Origin of the sequence: Galbibacter kalidii (assembly GCF_026241135.1) — a bacterium.
Classification (GTDB): Bacteria; Bacteroidota; Bacteroidia; order Flavobacteriales; family Flavobacteriaceae; genus Galbibacter.
In genome coordinates this window covers 37,542-61,265 of the sequence record NZ_JAPFGA010000018.1, presented here as the reverse complement: position 1 = coordinate 61,265, position 23,724 = coordinate 37,542, and the positions used below count along the sequence as shown (strand labels likewise).

The window sequence follows — 23,724 nt, the reverse complement described above, 5'->3', positions numbered from 1 at the left end:
CAACCCAATCAACCCAATCAACCCAATCAACCCAATCAACCCAATCAACCCAATCAACCCAATCAACCCAATCAACCCAATCAACCCAATCAACCCAATCAACCCAATTAACCCAATCAACTCAATTAACCCAATCAACGAATAACAGAAATGAGTCTATTTAAAAAGATATTTTCATCAGAAAAAAAAGAAACTTTAGATAAAGGACTTGAAAAATCCAAAGACAGTTTCTTTTCAAAATTAGGAAAGGCAGTAGCTGGAAAATCCAAGGTAGATGACGAGGTTTTAGACAGCCTTGAAGAGGTGCTAGTGACCAGTGATGTGGGAGTGAACACCACTTTGAAGGTTATCGAACGTATTGAAGAGCGTGTTGCAAAGGATAAGTACCTGGGAACAGACGAGCTCAACCTGATTTTGAGGGAAGAAATTGCCGGACTGCTTTCTGAAACCAATTCGGGTGAAGAAAAAGACTTTGTGGTTCCAGCTGATAAAAAGCCCTATGTTTTGATGGTGGTGGGTGTGAATGGCGTTGGAAAAACAACGACCATCGGGAAACTTGCCTATCAATTTAAAAAACAAGGGAAGAAAGTGGTTTTGGGCGCAGCAGATACATTCAGGGCAGCAGCAATCGATCAATTGCAGATATGGGCAGATAGAGTAGATGTGCCTATTATAAAACAACAAATGGGAAGCGATCCTGCTTCCGTGGCCTTCGATACCTTAAAATCAGCAGTTACTCAAGATGCCGATGTGGTAATTATCGATACCGCAGGAAGATTGCACAACAAAGTAAACTTGATGAACGAACTTACCAAAGTGAAACGCGTGATGCAAAAAGTTGTGGGCGATGCTCCGCATGAGGTGCTCTTGGTGTTGGATGGTTCTACCGGACAAAATGCTTTTGAGCAGGCAAAACAATTCACCAAAGCGACCGAAGTGACTTCATTGGCTGTTACCAAGCTGGACGGTACCGCTAAAGGAGGTGTGGTGATTGGAATCTCAGACGAATTTCGAATTCCGGTAAAATATATCGGTATTGGTGAGGGGATAGAAGACCTTCAGGTGTTCAATAAATACGAATTTGTAGACTCCTTCTTTAAATAATATCATTTCGATGCCTAATAAGATTTCAGTAACTGTAACCAAGATCATTGCTTACTATTGTCTTTTTTATGCGGCTGTAAAAGTATATGCCATTATAAAAGGGATGTGGCCGTGGCCTAATGTGATCATAGGTGTTTTTCTTGGAATCATTGCCTTTATCGGTTTTAAGATCATCCAAAGAAATACGTATAACTGGTATTTCATCGGAATATGTGTTGTACTGCTATCGCTGCTCCGCTACTACGAATCACAGTTGATGTCGTATTTGGAAGGGATTTTTGGCTGAAATAAATCTTTGTTAGCTAAAAACAGCTGCTAATCTTCGTAAAATAGGCTTTCAAATCGTAATTTTGCCACCGCTAAAAAGCTGGTATGAGGACAAAATCACTAAAAAAGAATAAGATCAACGTGGTAACCCTGGGGTGTTCCAAAAACGTTTACGACAGTGAAGTTTTGATGGGACAACTAAAAGCCGGAGGGAAAGAGGTTGTGCATGAAGAAGAGGGGAATATTGTAGTGATCAATACCTGCGGATTTATAAACAATGCAAAAGAGGAAAGCGTTAATACGATTCTTGAATACGTAAATAAAAAAGAAGAAGGTGTTGTCGATAAGGTGTTTGTTACCGGATGTTTAAGCGAACGCTATAAACCGGATTTGGAAAAAGAAATTCCGGATGTGGATCAATATTTCGGGACATCAGACCTGCCAATTTTGTTAAAAGCCCTTGGAGCAGATTATAAACACGAGCTTATAGGGGAACGTCTTACGACCACACCGAAAAATTATGCCTACCTGAAAATAGCCGAAGGCTGTGACCGTCCGTGTAGTTTTTGTGCCATTCCGTTGATGCGTGGAAAACACAAAAGTACGCCGATAGAGGATTTGGTAGCCGAAGCCGGAAAATTGGCCGCCAATGGTGTTAAGGAATTGGTGTTGATCGCCCAGGATCTCACTTATTACGGCTTGGATCTTTATAAAAAACGTGTTCTGGGAGATCTTCTGAAAGAATTGGTGAAAGTGGAAGGGATCGAGTGGATACGTTTGCACTATGCCTTTCCGACGGGCTTCCCGATGGATGTATTGGAGGTGATGAAGAATGAACCTAAGGTGTGTAATTATATTGATATTCCGTTGCAGCATATTTCGGATGATTTATTAAAAAGTATGCGACGCGGCACGACACATGAAAAAACCACGAAGCTGTTAAAGCAATTCCGTGAGAAAGTTCCGGGAATGGCTATTCGTACCACTTTGATCGTGGGTTACCCTGGTGAGACTGAAACTCATTATGAAGAATTAAAACAATGGGTAAAAGACATGCGCTTTGAGCGTTTGGGATGTTTTACTTATTCACATGAAGAAAACACTCATGCATATCAGCTTGAAGACGATGTGCCGGAGGAAATAAAACAACAGCGCGCCAACGAGATCATGGAAATCCAATCGCAGATCTCATGGGAGTTAAATCAGGAAAAAATAGGGGAGACCTTCCGTTGTATCATTGACCGGAAAGAAGGGAATTATTTCGTAGGGCGAACCGAATTTGACTCCCCGGATGTGGACAACGAAGTTCTTATTGATGCTTCTCAATACTACGTAAAAGTAGGGGAGTACACCAATATTTTAATAGAAGATGCCGGAGATTTTGATCTTTACGGAAAGCCTGTTTAGCCCCACTAAGTGGGTTTTTATTCCCTGTAATCTATACAGATATGGGTTATGGAATGTTGTTTGAACGTCTCGTTGGGCTTGCCCTGAGATAGTTGCTTGTTAGCTATTCCGTATCAACATAATCGATTTCCATAAAATCTTCGACTTCTTTTAACCAGATATTCTCGACAAAAGCAACATGGTCGGGATGCTTGGTGTAAGTATCGTAATCTGCTTGGTTTTTGAATTGCATGGTCAAGCCCCAATCAAAATCATTTTTCTTGCTCACTTCTTTTACGCAGGTCATATTCATCACTGTGGAAATGGATTTTAGACCAACAGCTTTTTCAATAAACACTTTTTCGGCCTCACTGCCTTGAGGGTGTTTCAGTTTAAAAAATACAGTATGGGTTATCGTGCCTTTTTCAGGAGTGTTATTACAGCTATTCAGTGTAAAAAAAAGTGTTAAAGCGAGAACAGGGATTAAGTTTCTTAGTTTCATTGGTGTTGTTAGTTGATGATTAAATAAATATTATGGTCAGCTCAAAGCATTTTTGGTAATATAAGCGCGCCAACCGATGAGCGCGAGTTGCCATTTTTTAGCTTTGGCCAAATCAAGTCCACGTTTGGAAAAACTGGGTAGCAGGAGTTTGTTAATCCTTGCGAGTATTTTAAAAATGCTTTTCTTCATGCGGTTGATTTTGACGTAAATATATAAAAATCAAAAAGAAAAAGGCACGGATAAAAATATCCATGCCCATCCTTTGTGTTTTTTGAAGAGGTTATTCTTTTACAGACGATTTTGTTTTTATAACAATAACTCCGTTTTTGCCTTCCTCTCCATATTTTTCAATAGCTTTTGCTTCTTTCAATACCATTACACTACCAATATCGTCTGGGTTAATTTCAGATAGCTCTTCTTCTGTAGCTTCCTTATCATCGATGATAAGTAATTTTTCTTTAACATCTAGTTTTGTCTTTTTCAATAAAGCATCAGGAGTATTGGCCTCACTGGTTTTCTTGATGCTAATTCCATTTCCTGTATTAGCAGATGTGTTTTTTGAATCTTTCTTCAAGAAAATTTCAACAACTCCGTTTTTAGCCTTTTCACCATATTTTTTTACGGCTTTCTCTCCTTTGAGGACGTTTATTTTGTCAATTGATTTAGGATCGATAGCTGCCATAATACTTTTTGAAACTACTTTTCCATCTACCACATATATCGGATCATCATCTTGTTCGTTATGTGGAGTAATTGCTGTTTTTTGTGCGGTTTCAGAAGGTACTTTATAGGTAGTAACCGTTTTAAAACTGAACAGTAGCATAAAACCTAATAAAAAAGGTGCAATTAATGCATAACGTAATAATTTTACTTTGTTTGATTTTTGTTTTTGTAACATAAGAATTCGTTTTTTGATTAATGAATTAAAAAATGGATTAATGATGGAGAATTGGTCTCCATATGATTGTTTCAATAGTAAATATTGATAGTTTTTCAAGTCGCTATTTGCTGTTTCCGCTGTCTCCATATCGGCTATGTATTCCATATTTTGCGTCAGGTCTTTTTTATAAAACCAGACCAAGGGGTTCGACCAAAAGAATGCAGCGAACAAATGGATAAGTATGACATCCAAGGAATGAAATTGTTTCACATGCACCTTTTCGTGTTTTAATATGGTTTTTAATTCTTTTTCACTGTATAAATCAGGATTGTAGACCACATAGTGGAAAAACGAAAAGGGACTCACTTTTTTTGAAACGTGAACATGTTTGATGCTTGCTTTCTGAATCGTTTTCCCTTTTTTGATAAACCGGTAAAGTGATATTAACTGAATCCCTAACCGGCTTAGGAAAAATAAGACACCGATAATATGTATATAGAAGATTGCTTTTATAAAATCAAACCCTTGGTTTTCTACAGCTGAATTGATAGGAGTGTTACTGAAAGAGAGTTCTGGCTGTATCTCAATCAGCGCTGTTTTTTCAAAATATATAAGGGGAAATAATATGGAAAAAGCGAGACCGGATAATAAAAACCACCTGTTTTGTACAAAAAAGGTTTCTTTTTTTAGGAAAAGGGTGTAAATCAACCAAAAAATGAGTAAAACCCCGTAGCTTTTAAGCAGGTATGTAAAAAAATCTTCCATTATTTTTTGTTTTCTATTTGTTTGATAATGTCTTTCAGTTCATTAATACTGATCTTCTCTTCATCGGCAAAAAAAGAAACTAGGTTCTTATATGAGTTGTTGAAATAGTCCTCAATGGCAGAAGCGACAAAACGTTTTCTGTAATCTTCCTTTTTTATAACGGGAAAATATTGATGGGTGTTCCCGTAAGCTTTATGTCCCACATAACCTTTATCTTCCAAATTGCGAATAATGGTCGATAAGGTGTTGTAGTGTGGTTTGTCATCTTTTATTTTAGACAAGACTTCTTTTACAAAAGCTTTTTCAAGCTTCCATAATATTTTCATCACCTCTTCTTCTTTGTTAGTGAGCTTTTTCATCTACTTCATTTTATACGCTTATGCGAAAGCAAATATAAACTATATTTTTAGTTATACAACTATTTTTATAGTTATTTAACTAATTCATTAGTTTTATGAGGAGAGTTTGTTGCTTTATCTAATTGTATATCTTCGTAGCAAAACAACTGTAAATGAACTTTCTCTTTGTTGTGCTCGGCCTTTTTCTATTGGTTTTGGGCGGAAATTGGCTTTTAAAAGCAGCTGTAAGCTTATCAATAAAATTAAATATCCCGAAAATCGTTATCGGAATGACGGTGGTGTCCTTGGCGACCTCTGCTCCGGAACTTATCGTAAGTGTGAAATCCGCTTTAGACGGCTTTCCAGACCTTGCCATGGGAAATGTAATCGGGTCTAATGTAGCCAATTTAGGTATGGTATTGGCTATAACAATTATTTTATCGAGCATCGATGTTGAAAAAAGTTTTTACAAAACAGGCTGGCCGGTCGTGATGCTGGCTTCGTTGATGTTGTTTGGCTTTGTATTTTTCGATCATGTCTTAGAGCGTTATGAAGGGATTATTTTGTTCAGTTTTCTTGTCGTTTTTCTAATCTATCTGCTCAGATTTCAAAAACCAGCTGTGTTGGCAGAGGAAACTGACCAAGAGGAACTTCCGCTGTATAAAGTGATGTTGTTTTTGTCTTTGGGAGGTGTCGCACTCTGGGGTGGGTCGGAATTGTTGATCGAAGGAGCAGTAGGGATGGCTGAGTTTTACGGAGTAAGCAGACGTATCATAGCGGTAACGGTTGTCTCCATAGGGACTAGTGTTCCGGAGTTGGCTGCTTCGGTTATAGCGGTTATTAAAAAGGAAAAAGCGATTTCCTTGGGAAATCTTTTAGGCTCCAATGTGTTCAATATTTTAGCTGTATTGGGTATTACGGCCATGATAGCCCCTATTCATGTAAATGATACGGGTTTGCTGACTAATGATATGTATTGGATGTTGGGTATTTCGTTTGTTGTTCTTCCTTTGGTGTTTTTCCCCAAAGGCTTGCGATTGGGATGGAGAGATGGTTTGGTTTTACTTGGAGGGTATGCAGCTTTTGTCTGGACTACTTTGCAATGAATTTAGTTTAGTTCATCTGTATCATTCAGATATGATTACTTCAAAAATTGTAAGCAGGCTAAATAAAAAAAAGGCTGCCAAATAAAATTGGCAACCTTTCTTAACAAATTCTAATAGGTAGGTTAATTATTAAAATTTTGCTTCTACTTTCACATCTGCAGTTTTAACTGTCTCGATGATTCTAGCAGCTACTTTATATGGATCTGCATTGGAAGCAGGACGTCTGTCTTCCAACCATCCTTTATATCCTTTTTCAACTGTAATAATTGGGATACGAATAGAAGCTCCTCTATCTGATACTCCATAACTGAAGTCGTTTATAGAAGCTGTTTCGTGATCACCGGTCAAACGTTGGTCATTGAACTCACCATAAACAGCAATGTGTTCTTTGGTAACAGGTCTAAACGCTTCACATACTCTGTCGTAGATATCTTTAGAACCGGCAGTTCTTAAAAGGGTATTAGAAAAGTTTGCGTGCATTCCCGAACCGTTCCAGTCACCTTTGACTGGTTTAGGGTGATATTCGATATAATAACCGTATTCTTCAGTAAGCCTGTCCAGTAAATAACGGGCTACCCAAATTTCGTCTCCAGCTTTTTTAGCTCCTTTTGCAAAAAGTTGGAATTCCCACTGTCCTGAAGCAACTTCCTGATTAATACCTTCAAAGTTAAGTCCGGCTTCTATACAAAGGTCGGCATGTCTTTCAACAAGTTTTCTACCGTGAGTGTTTCTACCACCAACAGAGCAGTAGTACATTCCTTGTGGTCCCGGATATCCACCTACAGGGAAACCAAGAGGTAGTTGGGTTTTAGTGTCCATTATAAAATATTCTTGCTCAAAACCAAACCAGAAGTCTTCGTCATTATCAGCATCGATCGTTGCTCTCGAGTTGGTTTTGTGAGGAGTTCCATCAGCGTTTAAAACCTCAGCCATCACCAAATATCCGTTTTTACGTGCCGGATCCGGGTAGATAGCAACGGGTTTCAATAGACAGTCAGATGAGCCTCCTTCTGCTTGTTTTGTTGAAGAGCCGTCAAACGACCAGATAGGGCAATCTTCTAATTTACCACTGAAATCATCTTCAACTTTGGTTTTACTTCTCATGTTTTGGGTAGGAAAGTATCCATCTAACCAAATGTACTCAAGTTTAGCCTTACTCATTTTTTAATAGTTTTAATTGAACTTTACTCAGTTAGCAAAAATATGTTTTTTTATGTTTGATACCGAAAATCATCGGGGTGTTTTTCAAAAAATATTATTATTTTTATTAATACCCTATTTTTAGACAGGGTATTTTCATTTTTATGTAAATTTTCAAAAATATGTTAATAATAATTTAATATTTTATTTACTTGAAAGTAATGGATTAAAAATGAAAATCGCATTTTTGTTATCTATTAAACATATCAACTTAAAAATCAACTTTTTATAACTAAAAATATTATGTCAACAATCAGGTTTAAGGCTATTAAAGAGACATTTGGACGAAAACCGTTAGGAGTTACTTCAGATGGGAAAAGATCGGCGCTGTATGGAACCAGTGTTTTTAATGAAATGGTAATGCGTCAAGTATTGTCAAAAGAAGCTTTCAATAGTGTGATGTCGGCCATAGAGGGCGGTGGGAATATTGACAGAAAACTTGCTGATGAAATTGCTGCAGCCATGAAAAATTGGGCCTTGTCAAAAGGGGCTACACATTATACACATTGGTTTCAACCTTTGACAGGGGCTACGGCCGAAAAACACGACGCTTTTTTTGAGCCTATCAATAATTCGCAGGCTGTAGAAAAATTCGGGGGGGATCAATTGGTGCAGCAAGAACCGGATGCATCCAGCTTTCCGCATGGAGGGATCAGAAATACATTTGAAGCCCGGGGATATACAGCTTGGGATCCGACCTCTCCTGCGTTTGTGTACGGAACAACCTTGTGTATTCCTACGGTGTTTGTCTCCTATACCGGAGAGGCTTTAGACAATAAAGCGCCACTTTTGAGGGCATTGCAGGCTATTGATGGTGCAGCTACCGAAGTGGCTCGCTATTTTGATAAGAGTGTGACCAAGGTATATGCTACTTTGGGTTGGGAGCAAGAATATTTTTTGATCGATAAGGTATTGGCGTCCTCACGTCCAGATATTGTATTGGCGGGAAGAACACTCCTTGGACATTCCCCGGCAAAAGGACAGCAGTTGGACGATCATTACTTTGGATCGATCCCTGACAGGGTGTTGAGTTTTATGCGGGAACTCGAAAATGAATGTGTGAAATTGGGGATTCCTGTAAAAACAAGGCATAATGAGGTGGCACCCAATCAGTTTGAATTGGCGCCACTGTTTGAAGAAGCCAACTTGTCGGTTGACCACAATTCGCTGTTGATGGACTTGATGGACAAAATAGCCGACAAGCATAATTTCAAGGTACTTTTTCATGAAAAACCCTTTGCCGGCATCAACGGATCCGGAAAACACAACAATTGGTCTTTGGCAACCAACAATGGGGTCAATTTGCTGAGTCCGGGTACTACACCGACAAAAAACCTTCAGTTTTTGACCTTTTTTATCAATACCATCAAAGCGGTTCACGATAACGAAGCCTTGTTAAGAGCTTCGGTGGCTTCGGTGTCCAATGATCATCGTTTGGGAGCCAACGAAGCACCACCGGCCATTGTTTCGGTTTTTATTGGGTCACAACTTACCAAGGTTTTGGATGAGTTGGAAGATGTTTCCAAAGGAAAATTATCACCACAGGAAAAAACAGACCTGAAATTGAACGTGGTGGGAAAAATACCTGAAATTTTATTGGATAATACCGATAGAAATCGAACCTCCTCTTTTGCTTTTACGGGGAATAAATTTGAATTTCGTGCAGTAGGGTCTAAATCCAATTGTGCCAAACCTATGACGGTACTGAATACCATCGTGGCCAAACAGCTTCAAGAGTTCAAAAAAGAAGTAGATGGCTTGATCGACAAAAAAGGACTTAAAAAAGATGAGGCTGTTTTTAATGTGTTGAGAGAGTACATAAAATCGTCTAAGAAGATTCGCTTTGAAGGCGATGGATATAGTGCCGCTTGGGAAAAAGAAGCTGAAAAAAGAGGGTTGAGCAACAAGAAAACAACACCTGAGGCCTTAAAAGCCTCTGTCTCTAAAAAAGCAGTGGACTTATTTGAAGAAATGGGAGTGATGAATTCCGTAGAAATACGTGCCCGTCACGAGATCGAATTGGAAGAATATGCGTTGAAAGTTCAGATTGAAGGTCGTGTGTTGGGCGATATTGCAAAAAATCATGTGATTCCAACGGCTATACGATATCAAAACACACTTATAGAAAATGTGAAAGGGCTCAAAGAGGTCTTCGGGAGTGATTTTAAAAAACTGGCTCCCGAACAATTGGATTTGATAGAAGAGATATCCAATCACATCTCAGAGATCAACTCAAATGTGAACTTTATGGTTGAAGAGCGGAAAAAAGCCAATAAATTAGAAAAAGTTGAGCTTAAAGCTGAGGCATACTGTGAAAAGGTGCTGCCCTATTTTGCTAAGATACGTTACCATTGTGATAAGCTTGAACTCTTAGTGGACGATTCGTTGTGGCCACTTACAAAGTATAGGGAGTTGTTGTTTACACGGTAAGTAGGGCACTGCGGATTGTTTTTGTAAGAATTTTTACTTTTTGATATAAAACCGATGAGTTAATCCGATTTTATTACTTTTTCGTCTAAAAATGAGAGAAATAGGATTTTTCCCCTTAAATCAGTGTTACATTTTTTTATCTTTGGATTGCTATTAATCGATTGAATAATGTGATTTTGAAGTTGGGAAGCAAGTGAAGCTTTTGCTGAAAAATCACAGAAGGTTGAAAGGAAACTACCTTTCGAAAATTATAAAGCACACGAACTTTTGTTTGTGTGCTTTTTATTTATGGCTATTTTTGCACAAAACATTCTGTAAATGAGTTCTGAGATAAGCAAAAGGTATGCACAAAGAGGTGTTTCGGCATCCAAGGAAGACGTGCACAACGCGATTAAAAATGTTGATAAAGGATTATTCCCAAATGCCTTTTGCAAGATTGTCCCCGATTATTTAACCGGAAGCAGGGATCACTGTATTATCATGCATGCCGATGGAGCAGGAACCAAGTCGTCTTTAGCTTATATGTATTGGAAAGAAACCGGCGATATTTCGGTTTGGAAAGGGATAGCGCAAGATGCATTGATTATGAATATAGATGATCTGCTTTGTGTAGGAGCGACTGAAAATATCATGTTGTCTTCGACTATAGGAAGGAATAAAAACCTGATTCCCGGTGAAGTGATCTCAGCTATCATCAATGGTACGGAAGAACTCATAGCCGAGTTGAAGGATTTTGGGGTACAGATCCACTCCACGGGAGGGGAAACAGCCGATGTAGGTGATTTGGTAAGAACCATTATTGTCGATTCTACCGTAACCGCAAGGATGAAACGCAAAGATGTGATCGATAATGCCAACATCAAAGCCGGAAATGTAATTGTGGGATTATCTTCCTTCGGACAGGCCACGTACGAGACCCAATACAACGGCGGGATGGGAAGTAACGGTTTGACCTCGGCGCGCCACGATGTTTTTTCAAAATATTTAGCTGAAAAATATCCGGAAAGTTTTGATCACTCCGTTCCCGACGAACTCGTATATTCAGGAAATGTAAAACTCACGGATGCCGTTGCTGATGCTCCCCTCGATGCCGGAAAACTGGTGCTTTCGCCAACGCGGACTTATGCTCCGGTTATTCAAAAAATATTCAAAAAATATACAGCCAAAGATATCGATGGAATGGTACACTGCAGCGGTGGGGCACAAACTAAAGTGTTGCATTTTGTAGATGATGTCCACGTAATAAAAGATAATTTGTTTGACGTACCTCCGCTTTTCAAATTGATTCAAGAACAATCAAAAACCTCATGGAAAGAAATGTATCAGGTGTTCAACTGCGGTCACAGAATGGAGATTTATGTTGATGAAAATATCGCTCAGGATATTATAGATATTTCCAAGTCTTTTGATGTTGACGCACAGATCATCGGCCGCGTAGAGGCTTCAGAAAATAAAAAACTGACTATTACAAGCGGACACGGGACTTTTGAGTATTAAAAGCGATTTAAAGTTTAATATTTAAGATTCAAAATTCAAGGCTGCTTTCGGTTTTAAAATTCAACTTACCAAATAATGATTTTCAACCAGCTCTTGTCTGGAATTGATAAGTTTTGTATATCCGTTTTTCAGGATGTAAAGATCATCGGAAACATCGACGATATGTTTGTATGGATTCTGTAAAGTTTATTTAAGTAAGGTAAAGTCCGTAGGACTGAAATATTAATAGCAAGAATGTAGCCTTAGTAGGTCTAAGCCCGCCTTAGGCGGGGTGGAATAAAAAGCTGCAATCCGATTTAGATCAAAAATCATTAAAAATAATCGTAAATTTGCGAATTGAACCCAATAAGCGCCCCTGAGGGAAGATTATATAGAAACGAGTTATGTTAGATAAATTGAATGTTGTAAAACAGCGTTTTGATGAGGTCTCAGATTTGATTATCCAACCGGATATCATTGCAGACCAAAAGCGTTATGTGAAGTTAAATAAAGAGTACAAAGAATTAAAAGAGCTTGTAGATAAACGGGAGGAATACAAAGCCATACTCGATAATATTGCCGAAGCTGAAGAGATCATCGAAGATGGAAGCGATGAAGAGATGGTAGAAATGGCCAAGTTGCAATTGGAAGAAGCCAAAGAAAAGTTGCCAGATCTTGAAGAGGAGATCAAATATATGTTGATCCCGAAAGATCCTGAGGATGCCAAAAACGTTGTGGTGGAAATCCGTGCAGGAACCGGAGGCGATGAAGCCAGTATTTTTGCCGGAGATTTACAGCGAATGTATGCCAAGTACTGTGAGAGCAAGGGCTGGAAAGTGAATGTGGTCGATTATAATGAAGGAACTTCCGGGGGTTATAAAGAAATCATTTTTGAAGTGAATGGGGAGGATGTGTACGGAACTATGAAATTTGAAGCCGGTGTACACCGCGTACAGCGTGTTCCACAAACCGAGACCCAAGGACGAGTACATACATCGGCGGCAACGGTAATGGTATTGCCCGAAGCAGAAGAATTTGATGTCGAACTCGATATGAGCGATGTGAAAATCATCAGAACGACTTCTACGGGCCCCGGCGGACAATCGGTAAATACGACTTATTCGGCTATTCAGCTGCAACACATCCCTACGGGAATTGAAGTGCGTTGTCAGGATGAAAAATCACAGCACAAGAACTTGGAAAAAGCAACCAAAGTCCTGCGTTCACGTTTATATGAACGCGAATTGGCCAAAAAACAGGAAGCCGATGCAGCCAGACGTAAAAGTATGGTTTCCAGTGGTGACAGAAGTGCGAAGATTAGAACTTACAACTATCCGCAGGGTCGTGTCACCGATCACAGAATTGGACTCACGCTTTACGACTTGTCCAATATTGTAAATGGTGATCTTGAAAAGATCATCGACGAATTGAAAATGACTGAAAATACTGAAAAGCTCAAAGAAGCCAGTGAAACCATGTAACTGGTTATTTTAAATGTTGCTGATGTCATTCTGAGCACAGTCGAAGGACTGTCGAAGTATGGCATTTTTTATAGACGCTAAAAGCTGAAAATAAAATGACAACCAAAGAACTCGTAGAACAAATCCGAACCAAAAAGTCCTTTCTCTGCATAGGTTTGGATGTCGATTTAAAAAAAATACCATCACATTTATTAAAGGAGGAAGACCCTATTTTTTCATTCAACAAAGCAATTGTAGATGCCACACATCACTTGGCGGTGGCCTACAAACCCAATATTGCATTCTACGAAGCCTATGGTTTGAAAGGCTGGCAGGCACTGGGAAAAACAATTGCTTATATCAACAAACAGTACCCGGAAATCTTTACTATCGCTGATGCAAAAAGAGGGGATATCGGAAACACATCAACGATGTATGCCAAGGCTTTTTTTGAAGATCTTAATTTTGATTCGGTGACCATTGCGCCCTATATGGGCAGGGATTCCGTTGAGCCTTTTTTAGAATTTAAGGATAAGCACACCATTCTGTTGGCGTTGACTTCCAATGCAGGGGCGTTCGATTTTCAAACCAAAGAAGTCAATGGTAAGCCACTCTACCAACAAGTACTCGAAACTTCAAAAACATACAAAAATGCTGAAAACCTGATGTATGTCGTCGGGGCGACCAAAGCAGAATACCTTAAAGAAATACGACAGATTATTCCTGATAACTTTTTACTGGTGCCCGGAGTTGGCGCACAAGGAGGGAGTCTGGAAGAGGTTTGTAAATATGGAATGACAAAAGATGTAGGTTTGTTAATCAACTCTTCACGCGGAATCATATACGCATCAAACGAAACGGATTTTGCTCAAAAAGCAGCCGAAAAAGCTGAGGCTCTACAACAGCAAATGGCAGAGTTTTTATAAAAAAACAAAAAACCGACTTTATAAAAAATCGGTTTTTGCTAAACTAACTAATTTGCTAACTCAAACATTCAATGTATGAAACTCATCCTGACGCAAATGTCCGTTATAGAGTTGTAATCTATGTTAAGTAGAAATTATGAAAGTATTAATTCAATGCTTTGTGTGTGTTGCGTTATCAAACCTTAGCTAAAAATGATGGTTTTATTGTTAAAAACCATGGTTTTCCGATCGATATGCAGTTTTATAGCCCGTGCAAGGACAATTTTTTCAAGATCCCTTCCTTTCATCACCATATCGTTGATAGCGTGAGCGTGGGTAACACGTGCAACATCTTGTTCGATAATAGGCCCGGCATCCAATTCTTCAGTTACATAGTGGCTAGTAGCGCCAATGATTTTCACTCCGCGTTTGTAGGCAGAATGATAGGGTTTTGCACCCGCAAAAGCAGGTAAAAAGGAATGGTGGATATTGATAATTTTGTTTTGATAATGCTGAATAAGCCTTTCAGAAACAATTTGCATATACCTCGCCAAGACCACAAAATCAACTTGATGTTTTTCCAGTAGTTCCAATTGTTTTGTTTCCGCTTCTTTTTTGGTTGCTGAGATAACTGGAATATGATGAAATGGGATTTTAAAACTATCCGCAATATGTTTTAGATCTGGGTGATTACTGATGATAAAAGGAATTTCAACATTCAATTCCCCGGCATTATATCTTCCTAGGATATCATAAAGACAGTGATCGTATTTTGATACAAAAACAGCCATCTTAGGTTTGTGATCATCAGTGTGTAATTCCCATGACATGACATATTTTTCGGCAATTTGATCATTAAAATCAGAACGAAAAGCATTCAAATCAAAAGTTTGTGGATCGAATTCGCTTTCGCAACGCATAAAGAAAATGCTGTTGTGCCTGTCTACATGCTGATCGATATAAACGATATTCCCCTGATTCTCGTATATGAAATTAGTAACTGAGGCGATAATACCCGAGCTGTCCTTACAGTGAATTAAAATGGTAATCTTTCCCATAATTGTTGGTTGGTTAACAACGAACTTATTGAATTTAAAATAATTCTCCCAAGTTTTCCTATCATCAGACAGGCTTGTCCCGGAATTTCCTTTTTACCCCTCCTTTGGAGAGGTCGAACCCCGGAAACTCGGGATTCGGGTGAGGCAAAATAATGAATATTCAGCTAAAATAAAGGATGATTTTGTGATATAAATGAAGTAAATGTTTTACTTAAAAATTATAAGGTCAAAATACTTGAAAACTTCTAAAAAGAATCGACATTATTTTGCAAATTCTGTAAATTGCAGACGTAAATAAGACATTTTATTACTGATGGAGCAAATAAATCGATATAAACCCAAGAATAAAATACGAATTGTAACAGCGGCTTCTTTGTTTGATGGTCATGATGCAGCAATCAATATCATGCGTAGGATCATTCAGGCTACTGGGGTGGAGGTTATTCACTTGGGGCATGACAGAAGTGTGGAGGAAGTAGTGAACACGGCCATTCAGGAAGATGTAAATGCCATTGCGATGACTTCCTATCAAGGGGGGCATAACGAGTATTTTAAATATATGTATGATTTGCTTCAGGAAAAAGGAGCGGAGCATATCAAGATCTTTGGCGGTGGTGGCGGTGTGATCCTTCCTGAGGAAATCGAAGCCTTGATGGATTATGGAATAACAAAGATTTATTCCCCGGATGATGGTCGTGAAATGGGATTGCAAGGCATGATCAATGATTTGATAGCTACAGCTGATTATCCTATCGATACGTTTTCAAAAAAAATAGATGTTGCTAAAAAACTTAAAGAAAAAGATAAAAACACCATTGCCCGGTTGATTTCCCTGGCGGAAAACAACCCGGAAATGTTTAAAGAGGAATTTAATTCCCCTCCTTTGGAGGGGCTAGGGGAGGAAACACCCGTTCTAGGAATCACAGGAACAGGCGGCGCCGGAAAATCTTCACTGGTCGACGAATTGGTACGTCGGTTTTTGAATGACTTTGATGATAAAACCATCGGAATTATCTCCGTAGATCCTTCCAAACGTAAAACAGGAGGGGCTTTGTTGGGTGACCGAATCAGAATGAATGCCATCAACAACCCGAGGGTGTATATGCGAAGTTTGGCCACACGACAGTCTAATTTAGCATTGTCAAAGCATGTAAAAGAAGCGGTTGAAGTCCTGAAAGCAGCAAAATACGACCTGATTATCCTTGAAACTTCTGGAATCGGACAAAGTGATACCGAGATTTTGGAACACTCAGATGTGTCGCTGTATGTGATGACGCCTGAATTTGGCGCAGCCACACAACTGGAAAAAATTGACATGCTTGATTTTGCCGATTTGGTAGCGATCAACAAATTTGATAAACGAGGAGCACAGGATGCACTTCGTGATGTAAAAAAACAATATCAACGGAATCATGGACTTTGGGATGCCAAAGCCGAGGATCTTCCTGTATTTGGGACCATTGCAGCTCAGTTTAACGACCCCGGAATGAATACGCTTTATATGGCGATCATGAAAACCCTGGTTGATAAAACAAAAGCAGACTTACAATCAGCTTTTGAAATTTCCGAGGAAATGAGTGAGAAAGTTTTTGTTATTCCTCCAAATCGTACGCGCTACCTTTCTGAAATTTCCGAAAACAACCGCGGATATGATAAAAGAGCTTCCGAACAAGCGGCAGTAGCACAAAAACTCTACGGGATCTATAAAACCATAGAAACAGTTGCTGATGCTAAACTAAGCTTGTCAAAATTTGGAATTGAGAGTGAAGGGCTTCAATCCGCCAAGTCTGACAAAGCTGATTTGGTAAAAATGCTTCTCAATGAGTTTGACCAGATAAAAATGAATCTTCATCCACATCATTGGGAGATTATCATCAACTGGGAAGGGAAACTAAAAAAATATAAAGATCCGATCTATTCATTTAAAGTCCGCGATAAGGAGATTAAAATAGAAACCCATAGCGAATCGCTTTCACATACTCCAATTCCGAAGATAGCTTTGCCCAAATATGAAGCTTGGGGCGATGTGTTGCGTTGGGTATTACAGGAAAATGTACCGGGTGAATTTCCTTTCGCTTCCGGTTTATACCCTTTTAAGCGAACCGGGGAAGACCCTACCCGAATGTTTGCAGGAGAAGGAGGATCGGAACGGACTAACAGGCGTTTTCACTATGTGAGTTTGGGAATGCCGGCAAAGCGTTTGTCAACTGCTTTTGATTCGGTAACACTCTATGGAAATGACCCCGATCATCGTCCGGATATCTATGGAAAAATCGGGAATGCCGGGGTGTCTGTTTGCTGTTTGGATGATGCCAAGAAATTGTATTCAGGTTTCAATTTGGCAGACCCGATGACTTCGGTGAGTATGACCATCAACGGACCCGCACCGATGTTGCTCGGTTTTTATATGAATGCAGCTATCGATCAGCAATGTGAGATTTATATCAAGGAAAACGGATTGGAAGATGAAGTAAATGCTAAAATTGATGCGATTTACAAAACAAAAAAGGAAGCGCGTCCGCGTTATCATAGTTTTTCCCGTGCAGAAGGTGCTGAAGAGGAAGGTCTTCCTGAAGGAAATGATGGTTTGGGGCTGATGCTATTGGGAGTAACCGGAGATATGGTGCTGCCCAAAAAGGTATATGAAAACATCAAAGCAAAAACCATAGCGCAAGTCCGCGGAACAGTACAAGCCGATATTTTAAAAGAAGATCAGGCGCAAAACACCTGTATTTTTTCAACTGAATTTGCCCTGCGTTTGATGGGTGACGTACAGGAATACTTTATCGAAAACAATGTTCGGAATTTCTATTCCGTTTCTATCTCGGGTTATCATATCGCCGAAGCTGGCGCCAATCCCATTACACAATTGGCTTTTACCTTGGCTAACGGATTTACTTACGTGGAATACTACCTGAGTAGGGGGATGGATATCAATAAATTCGGTCCGAATCTTTCGTTCTTTTTCTCTAATGGAGTTGATCCGGAATATGCGGTTATCGGTAGGGTAGCACGGAAAATATGGGCCAAAGCATTAAAAGAAAAATACGGAGCAAACGAGCGTTCCCAGATGTTGAAATACCACATACAGACGTCGGGAAGATCACTGCACGCACAAGAAATCGATTTTAACGACATCCGAACCACGCTTCAGGCTTTGTATGCCATTTACGACAATTGCAATTCGTTACATACCAATGCCTATGACGAGGCGATTACCACACCTACAGAAGAGAGTGTTCGTCGGGCAATGGCCATTCAGTTGATTATCAACAAAGAACTGGGGCTGACCAAAAACGAAAATCCGATTCAAGGAAGTTTTATCATAGAAGAGCTCACTGATTTGGTCGAAGAGGCTGTTTTACAGGAGTTCGACCGCATTACAGAGCGTGGAGGAGTGCTTGGTGCAATGGAAACCATGTATCAGCGATCTAAAATACAAGAAGAGAGTTTGTATTACGAAACCTTGAAACATACCGGAGAATATCCGATTATCGGAGTCAATACCTTTTTAAGCAGTAAGGGCTCACCAACGATTATCCCTTCCGAAGTCATCCGCGCTACGGAAACTGAAAAGCAATTGCAGATAGCGACTTTGGAGAAACTGAACAAAGTCTATGAGGAAGAAGCCAGCGAAACAATCGCAACGGTAAAAAATTCAGCTATTCAGAATAAAAATATATTTGAAGCCTTAATGGAAGCCACAAAAGTGTGCTCCCTCGGGCAAATCACAAATGCTCTCTTTGAAGTAGGAGGACAGTATAGAAGAAATATGTAAGCAGGTCGCCAAATTTTTCAACCCGCCTTAGGCGGGGCAGAAAAATTTGTGCAGACTGCTTATCCCGACTGAGCGCAGCGAACGTCGGGATCTTGGTGTACTTCACATTGTTTTTTTGAATGGGAGCAAAACTTGTGTGAGTCGCTTATCCCGACCGATCTTGCACCGACATTTATCGTCGGTGCGCAGCGAACGTCGGGATCTTAATGTACTTCAACTTGTTTTTACATATTATCGCTATTTTGTTTTTCCTCCGTTATTATATTCTGTTTGTCTTTTGTAATGATTAACAATAATTCCGCATTGAAATGATGTTGCATTTACCATTTCTAAGTTTGCCCGATTTTTGAAAATTGGTAAACCTTTTCCTAATGCTACGGGGTTTATTATTAAATGATATTCGTCTATCAGGTCTGAGTCTATTAGAAAAGAAACAAGTTCCGCCCCTCCATAGACAATGATGTTTTCATTATTTAGATTTTTTAATTTAATAATCTCCTTCTCTAAATTTCCTCTTAGGATAGCAGTATTGTCCCAACCGCCCGGAATTTGAGTTTCCTTTGTTAAAGTTCTGCTTGCTACGAATTTATTTGCATTAATGATATGGCTGGCAAAGTCAAACCTCGTGTCGGTTGGGTCTTTCGAAACTTCTAGCCAATGGGCATTAAATCCCTCCTGTGCCATTTGGCTGCTTATTAAAATAGTATTGGCCGATTTGTTAAGATTGCTATGGTAAGCTTGCAACTCTTTATCCCAACTCCAATTGGGGCCCCAATTCCAAATCATCCAATCTGTTCCACCATTTTCATCGGCAATATATCCGTCAATGCTTATTTGTGTTTCAAGGATTAATCTGTTCATATTTTTAATATCGTTTTGTTTGGTATTTGTGCAGTGTCGGGTTACAATGACCGCTAACAACTTCTTGTCAAATCGAATAAAATCAATCCAATACCTTACAATAAAAACCACTGTCTTTTAGAATGCGCTCTACAGTATTTACGGCAATGGTTTCGGTTTCGATCCGTAAAATACGATCACAATCTTCCAGATCGAAATTGATATCGGATTTCGGGAAGTAAGCGTTCAACATAGCAATCACTTGTTGGGCTATGTCTTCACGATTAATATCTGTTTTAAAGATTTCAACCATTTTTATTATCAAGTTAAAAGTTCAAACCCTGCCTCCGAAATTTCGGAGTTATTGTTCCCGGTAATTATCGGGATTAGTTTCCATAAGCTTTGGCCACAAATACACCAATGGTTATTTAAAAATCATTCGTGTATTTGTGGCAAAACAGAATTTCAGTTGGAACTAGGAAGGAAATTTTGATTCATCCATAAAGAATACTTCCCATTGATGACCATCCAAATCCTCAAAACTGTGTTGGTACATAAATCCGTAATCCTGAGGTTCTGCATAGATGCTTCCACCGGCGTCAACCGCTTTTTTTACAATGTTATCCACTTCTTCTTTATTGTCCAACTGAAGGGCAACAAGGGTTTCGGTTTGCTGTTTGGCATTGCTTAGCGGTTTTTTGGTAAACTCTTTAAACTTATCCTTTGTGAGCAACATGGAATGAAGGTTTTCACCTAAAACCAAACAGGATGCGGTCTCGTCGGAAATTTTTTTGTTGAATGTAAATCCAAGGGTTTCAAAAAATGTCATGGATTTCTTAAGATCGTTTACTGCCAGGTTTACAAATATTTGTTGTGCTTTCATAACTGTTTATGTATTTGATTAATTATTATTTTTCTGATAATTGTTTTACCCTTTCCAGGGCTTTCGGAAAGGTTTTATTAAAATAGCCTGCCCATTCGTTGTCTGAATGCATACGGACCTCCAAAAGGGTTTCTCCGTTTGAACCTGAAAGGCGGTATTCCTCTTTGGCTCCTGCCCATTCTTTTGTTTGTCTGTCTTGAGGTTGTTCGACACCATCTTTTACGATTCCTTGATGTTCAAAGCTCATAAATTCATTGGTAGTACATTGTGCTATTTTGCTGTACATGCCACTTCCATTGTTGTCCAGAAACAATACTTTGCTGCCTTCTTCCCAATCGGTAACGGCATGCGAACCTTCACAAAAAGCACTCGACCACTCACGATAAGATTTGTCGTTCCATAACGCCTCCCAAACTTTGTCTTTGGAAGCATTGATACTAATCGAAAAGTTTAATTCTTTTAGTTTCATGCGAATAAATTTAAATTAAATATCTGATTTTAGGTCTATTACATAATTATGTAAGTAATCACGATCTCATAAAAACCTTTATCTATTCATCTTCTTTTGTTGAGGAATTTATCTTGGCCATACTAAATCCCTCTATGAGGGTTTCATAATGACTTGTTTTACAAAAAATTATTTCAGGGAATGAACCCCAAACATATTCCCTTCAGTATCATTGGCCAATATCATAAAGCCGTATTCTCCAAGGGATTGTTTAGTTTGCAATACTTTTCCGCCGGCCTTTTCAATTCTGCTTTCTTCAACACTACAATCTTCACTTCCAAAATAGACCAAGGTGGAATTTCCTCCGGCTTTAACTCCGTCCATTTTAACCAGAGTACCACCGGCACCTGTTGCTTCCATATCCATTGGGAAAGCCAACATTTCCATTTTATTTTCACCTTCCATTGGTTCAGGCATTGGAAGTTCATCCAATTTAAGATCAAGTACTTTTTCGTAAAATTTTTGGGCTCTTTCGAGATCGTCAGCATAGATCTCAAACCAAACTACAGGGTTATATTTCATAATTTTATATTTAATTGATTATTAATGATTATAGTGTTTCAGCATATTTTTTAAAATTGTCCAAAATGGATTGCCAACCACTTCTCTGCATGTCTTCAGAATTTTGGTTTTTGATTTCATAAGTCAAAATGAAACTAGCAAAATACTCCGATAGCTTACCCCAGGGATAGTTAATTTCAAGAATTTTTTTACTGTGGCATTTTACTCATATCCATATACAAGACACTCCAGCGGTGTCCGTCGGGATCGATAAAACCGAAGGCATACATCCAGCCGTCTTTTTCACCCGGAGGGGCATAGATAGTACCTCCAGCTTTTTCAACGGTTTTTGCCAGGGTATCGACCTCTTCTTTACTCTCCGCATCTATATTGAATAATGCTTCGGTACCTTTGTCGGTGTCAGCAATCTGATGTGCTGTAAATCCTTCAAAAGCTTCCTTCGGAAAAAGCATCATAACGACATTTTTCTCGCCGATAAAAAAACTTCCTAGATGATTGGCCTTGGCCATTGAAGGGTTTTCTTTAAATCCAATATCCCTGAAGAATTGCTTGGATCGTTCCAAATCTTTTACGGGTAGATTAAACCAGAAATCTTTTGTCATAACTATTCGTTTTTACCGTTTCTAATTGTGTTTGATACAAAGTTAGGCAACGGTTGTAGATAATAAGGCGTGTAAATACGACAACATGACGGGTTGATTGCGACAATGCAAATACCTATATTTGAATGTGTTAAAAAAATACAGTTAAGACTAAAAATATAAAGAGACGTGCATTGATGATCTATAAGAATTATACAGAGAGTAGAGGCTCTTTGCGTATCCATTGCACTCATTGCGGTTAAATTTAACTGTAACGAAGGCAAAGCATATCAGAATTTTGAACTATACAATATACATTCTATTAAAAAATAAACCACTTTAATACTAATAATGAAACAAGTATCTATTATAATTCCGAAAGGCCACTTTAGTTTGGTGAATGTAGAAGGGACACACCACATGTTCAGTTGGGTGAATTCTTATTATGAGCAAATGGGGAAGTCCCCTGTTTTTAAATTGAACCTGGTGGGGGTCGACAAACCGGTGACGCAAACCAGCGGATTGTTTACCATCCATCCGCAGCAAACCCTGGAAGAAGTGTCAGAAACCGATATTATTGTCGTTCCGGCAATCCACGGGGACTTGGATAAGGTATATAAAGACAATGCGTCTTTACTGCCCTGGTTGGTAAAACACTATAAAAAAGGAGCGGAGATCGTCACTTTTTGTATAGGATCGTTTGTTTTGGGACAAGCCGGCTTACTGGACGGCAGACCTTGTTCTACTCACTGGCAATACGCCAACGAGTTCAGAAACCAATTCCCCAAGGCGATTTTAAGGGATGACAGGATCATCACCGATGCCGATGGGATATATACCAGTGGCGGGGCTTATTCGTTTACTAATTTATTGGTCTATCTGATAGAAAAATATGCGGGTAGGGAAGCAGCGGTTTTAGTATCCAAAGGATTTATGGTGGATATCGATCGGGAGAGCCAGTCGCCGTTTATGATGTTTAAAGGACAAAAAACACATGCTGATGCTGAAGTTTTGGAAGCTCAACAGTATATAGAAGCAAATTTTCAGGAGAAAATCACTGTTGACGAACTCTGTGAAAGCAGTAATGTATCACGACGCACTTTTGAACGCCGGTTTAAGAAAGCCACGGCCAATACGATATTGGAATATATCCGCCGCGTAAAAATAGAAGCCGCCAAAAAAGACTTGGAATCCGGACGCAAAACGGTTAACGAAGTGATGTATGATGTGGGGTATAACGACACCAAAGCCTTCCGCGAGACTTTTAAAAAGGTAACCGGAATGACCCCCGTTGGATATCGCAATAAATTTGTTGTGGCAAGGGCTTAAAAATATTTTATACCGTCAGGAGTGTTTTTATGGAGCTCTGCGGAATAAAAATGTATCGAGAAGCATTCTGAAAAAGGGCCTCGATACACCCCGTGGAGTACTATTGCTTCGCAATCCTCCACAGGGCACTCCTGACGCTACCCACTTCCCGAACCTATCCAGATACGTCCGGTAACGTATCTGGATAGGTCTTTAACCCCGTCGGATACGTCCGATAACGTATCTGGATAGGTCTTTAACCCCGCCGGATACGTCCGGTAACGTATCTGGATAGGTCTTTAACCCCGAAATATAGGTCTACTAACGTATCCAGAGATGTCTTTCACCTCAACGGATGGTTAAATCAATATACCAGACCTGTTTTTTACCCCGATGGATAGTCAGATGATGTGTTGGGAGGTGGTGT

22 protein-coding genes are annotated in these 23,724 nt (G+C 39.3%); 10 read left to right on the top strand and 12 right to left on the bottom strand.

What is annotated here, in order from left to right:
• Nucleotides 1–150: 150 nt before the first annotated feature.
• The 3 genes from ftsY to rimO all read left to right on the top strand — a co-directional run bounded on the left by ftsY (nucleotide 151) and on the right by rimO (nucleotide 2,778).
• The gene (ftsY, locus tag OOZ15_RS16645) at nucleotides 151–1,104 is read left to right on the top strand and encodes a signal recognition particle-docking protein FtsY (RefSeq protein ID WP_265957573.1); all 954 of its coding nucleotides are present in this window, start codon (nucleotides 151–153) and stop codon (nucleotides 1,102–1,104) included.
• 10 nt (nucleotides 1,105–1,114) lie between these two features.
• Nucleotides 1,115–1,390, top strand: a complete 276-nt coding sequence (locus OOZ15_RS16640; protein WP_265957572.1) for a hypothetical protein — start codon at nucleotides 1,115–1,117, stop codon at nucleotides 1,388–1,390.
• 86 nt (nucleotides 1,391–1,476) lie between these two features.
• Complete coding sequence (gene rimO, locus OOZ15_RS16635; RefSeq protein ID WP_265957571.1) at nucleotides 1,477–2,778, top strand: 30S ribosomal protein S12 methylthiotransferase RimO; 1,302 nt, start codon at nucleotides 1,477–1,479, stop codon at nucleotides 2,776–2,778.
• A gap of 103 nt (nucleotides 2,779–2,881) precedes the next feature.
• Here the strand turns inward: rimO and OOZ15_RS16630 are convergent, their stop codons facing one another.
• The 4 genes from OOZ15_RS16630 to OOZ15_RS16615 all read right to left on the bottom strand — a co-directional run bounded on the left by OOZ15_RS16630 (nucleotide 2,882) and on the right by OOZ15_RS16615 (nucleotide 5,263).
• The gene (locus OOZ15_RS16630; RefSeq protein ID WP_265957570.1) at nucleotides 2,882–3,259 is read right to left on the bottom strand and encodes a Dabb family protein; all 378 of its coding nucleotides are present in this window, start codon (nucleotides 3,257–3,259) and stop codon (nucleotides 2,882–2,884) included.
• A gap of 36 nt (nucleotides 3,260–3,295) precedes the next feature.
• Nucleotides 3,296–3,448: an SsrA-binding protein gene (locus OOZ15_RS16625; protein ID WP_265957569.1), complete on the bottom strand. Its 153-nt coding sequence runs from the start codon at nucleotides 3,446–3,448 to the stop codon at nucleotides 3,296–3,298.
• 91 nt (nucleotides 3,449–3,539) lie between these two features.
• Nucleotides 3,540–4,904, bottom strand: a complete 1,365-nt coding sequence (locus OOZ15_RS16620; protein WP_265957568.1) for a M56 family metallopeptidase — start codon at nucleotides 4,902–4,904, stop codon at nucleotides 3,540–3,542.
• Nucleotides 4,904–5,263 carry a BlaI/MecI/CopY family transcriptional regulator gene (locus OOZ15_RS16615; protein ID WP_265957567.1) on the bottom strand — a complete coding sequence of 120 codons (360 nt, stop codon included), beginning with the start codon at nucleotides 5,261–5,263 and terminating at the stop codon, nucleotides 4,904–4,906. Before OOZ15_RS16615 ends, OOZ15_RS16620 begins: the two co-directional genes overlap by 1 nt.
• A 152-nt stretch (nucleotides 5,264–5,415) precedes the next feature.
• Here OOZ15_RS16615 and OOZ15_RS16610 point away from each other — a divergent pair, with 152 nt between their 5' ends.
• The gene (locus OOZ15_RS16610; protein WP_265957566.1) at nucleotides 5,416–6,348 is read left to right on the top strand and encodes a calcium/sodium antiporter; all 933 of its coding nucleotides are present in this window, start codon (nucleotides 5,416–5,418) and stop codon (nucleotides 6,346–6,348) included.
• A 129-nt stretch (nucleotides 6,349–6,477) separates the two neighbouring features.
• On the opposite strand, the gene OOZ15_RS16605 is transcribed toward OOZ15_RS16610, so the two are convergent.
• Nucleotides 6,478–7,509: a glutamine synthetase beta-grasp domain-containing protein gene (locus tag OOZ15_RS16605; RefSeq protein ID WP_265957565.1), complete on the bottom strand. Its 1,032-nt coding sequence runs from the start codon at nucleotides 7,507–7,509 to the stop codon at nucleotides 6,478–6,480.
• Nucleotides 7,510–7,791: 282 nt separating this feature from the next.
• Here OOZ15_RS16605 and OOZ15_RS16600 point away from each other — a divergent pair, with 282 nt between their 5' ends.
• The 4 genes from OOZ15_RS16600 to pyrF all read left to right on the top strand — a co-directional run bounded on the left by OOZ15_RS16600 (nucleotide 7,792) and on the right by pyrF (nucleotide 13,840).
• A complete protein-coding gene (locus tag OOZ15_RS16600) occupies nucleotides 7,792–9,978 on the top strand; it encodes a glutamine synthetase III family protein (protein ID WP_265957564.1) in 2,187 nt (728 codons plus the stop codon).
• A gap of 318 nt (nucleotides 9,979–10,296) precedes the next feature.
• Nucleotides 10,297–11,475: an AIR synthase related protein gene (locus tag OOZ15_RS16595; protein ID WP_265957563.1), complete on the top strand. Its 1,179-nt coding sequence runs from the start codon at nucleotides 10,297–10,299 to the stop codon at nucleotides 11,473–11,475.
• Between the two features lie 383 nt (nucleotides 11,476–11,858).
• Nucleotides 11,859–12,935 carry a peptide chain release factor 1 gene (gene prfA / locus OOZ15_RS16590; protein ID WP_265957562.1) on the top strand — a complete coding sequence of 359 codons (1,077 nt, stop codon included), beginning with the start codon at nucleotides 11,859–11,861 and terminating at the stop codon, nucleotides 12,933–12,935.
• Between the two features lie 95 nt (nucleotides 12,936–13,030).
• Complete coding sequence (gene pyrF / locus OOZ15_RS16585; RefSeq protein ID WP_265957561.1) at nucleotides 13,031–13,840, top strand: orotidine-5'-phosphate decarboxylase; 810 nt, start codon at nucleotides 13,031–13,033, stop codon at nucleotides 13,838–13,840.
• Between the two features lie 182 nt (nucleotides 13,841–14,022).
• Here pyrF and purU read toward each other — a convergent pair whose 3' ends face one another.
• Nucleotides 14,023–14,877: a formyltetrahydrofolate deformylase gene (gene purU / locus OOZ15_RS16580; protein WP_265957560.1), complete on the bottom strand. Its 855-nt coding sequence runs from the start codon at nucleotides 14,875–14,877 to the stop codon at nucleotides 14,023–14,025.
• Between the two features lie 313 nt (nucleotides 14,878–15,190).
• Here purU and OOZ15_RS16575 point away from each other — a divergent pair, with 313 nt between their 5' ends.
• Entirely contained in the window at nucleotides 15,191–18,655 is a 3,465-nt protein-coding gene (locus tag OOZ15_RS16575) for a methylmalonyl-CoA mutase family protein (RefSeq protein ID WP_265957559.1), read from the top strand.
• A 237-nt stretch (nucleotides 18,656–18,892) separates the two neighbouring features.
• On the opposite strand, the gene OOZ15_RS16570 is transcribed toward OOZ15_RS16575, so the two are convergent.
• The 6 genes from OOZ15_RS16570 to OOZ15_RS16545 form a co-directional block, all read right to left on the bottom strand.
• Nucleotides 18,893–19,516 (bottom strand): dihydrofolate reductase family protein, encoded by a 624-nt coding sequence (locus tag OOZ15_RS16570; RefSeq protein ID WP_265957558.1) that lies wholly within the window; start codon nucleotides 19,514–19,516, stop codon nucleotides 18,893–18,895.
• An 82-nt stretch (nucleotides 19,517–19,598) separates the two neighbouring features.
• Nucleotides 19,599–19,808: a hypothetical protein gene (locus tag OOZ15_RS16565; protein ID WP_265957557.1), complete on the bottom strand. Its 210-nt coding sequence runs from the start codon at nucleotides 19,806–19,808 to the stop codon at nucleotides 19,599–19,601.
• A gap of 162 nt (nucleotides 19,809–19,970) precedes the next feature.
• Complete coding sequence (locus tag OOZ15_RS16560; protein ID WP_265957556.1) at nucleotides 19,971–20,378, bottom strand: VOC family protein; 408 nt, start codon at nucleotides 20,376–20,378, stop codon at nucleotides 19,971–19,973.
• Nucleotides 20,379–20,403: 25 nt separating this feature from the next.
• The gene (locus OOZ15_RS16555; protein ID WP_265957555.1) at nucleotides 20,404–20,847 is read right to left on the bottom strand and encodes an SRPBCC family protein; all 444 of its coding nucleotides are present in this window, start codon (nucleotides 20,845–20,847) and stop codon (nucleotides 20,404–20,406) included.
• 168 nt (nucleotides 20,848–21,015) lie between these two features.
• A complete protein-coding gene (locus OOZ15_RS16550; protein ID WP_265957554.1) occupies nucleotides 21,016–21,408 on the bottom strand; it encodes a VOC family protein in 393 nt (130 codons plus the stop codon).
• Between the two features lie 188 nt (nucleotides 21,409–21,596).
• Complete coding sequence (locus OOZ15_RS16545) at nucleotides 21,597–22,010, bottom strand: VOC family protein (RefSeq protein WP_265957553.1); 414 nt, start codon at nucleotides 22,008–22,010, stop codon at nucleotides 21,597–21,599.
• Between the two features lie 330 nt (nucleotides 22,011–22,340).
• Here OOZ15_RS16545 and OOZ15_RS16540 point away from each other — a divergent pair, with 330 nt between their 5' ends.
• A complete protein-coding gene (locus OOZ15_RS16540) occupies nucleotides 22,341–23,318 on the top strand; it encodes a GlxA family transcriptional regulator (protein ID WP_265957552.1) in 978 nt (325 codons plus the stop codon).
• Nucleotides 23,319–23,724 lie beyond the last annotated feature (406 nt).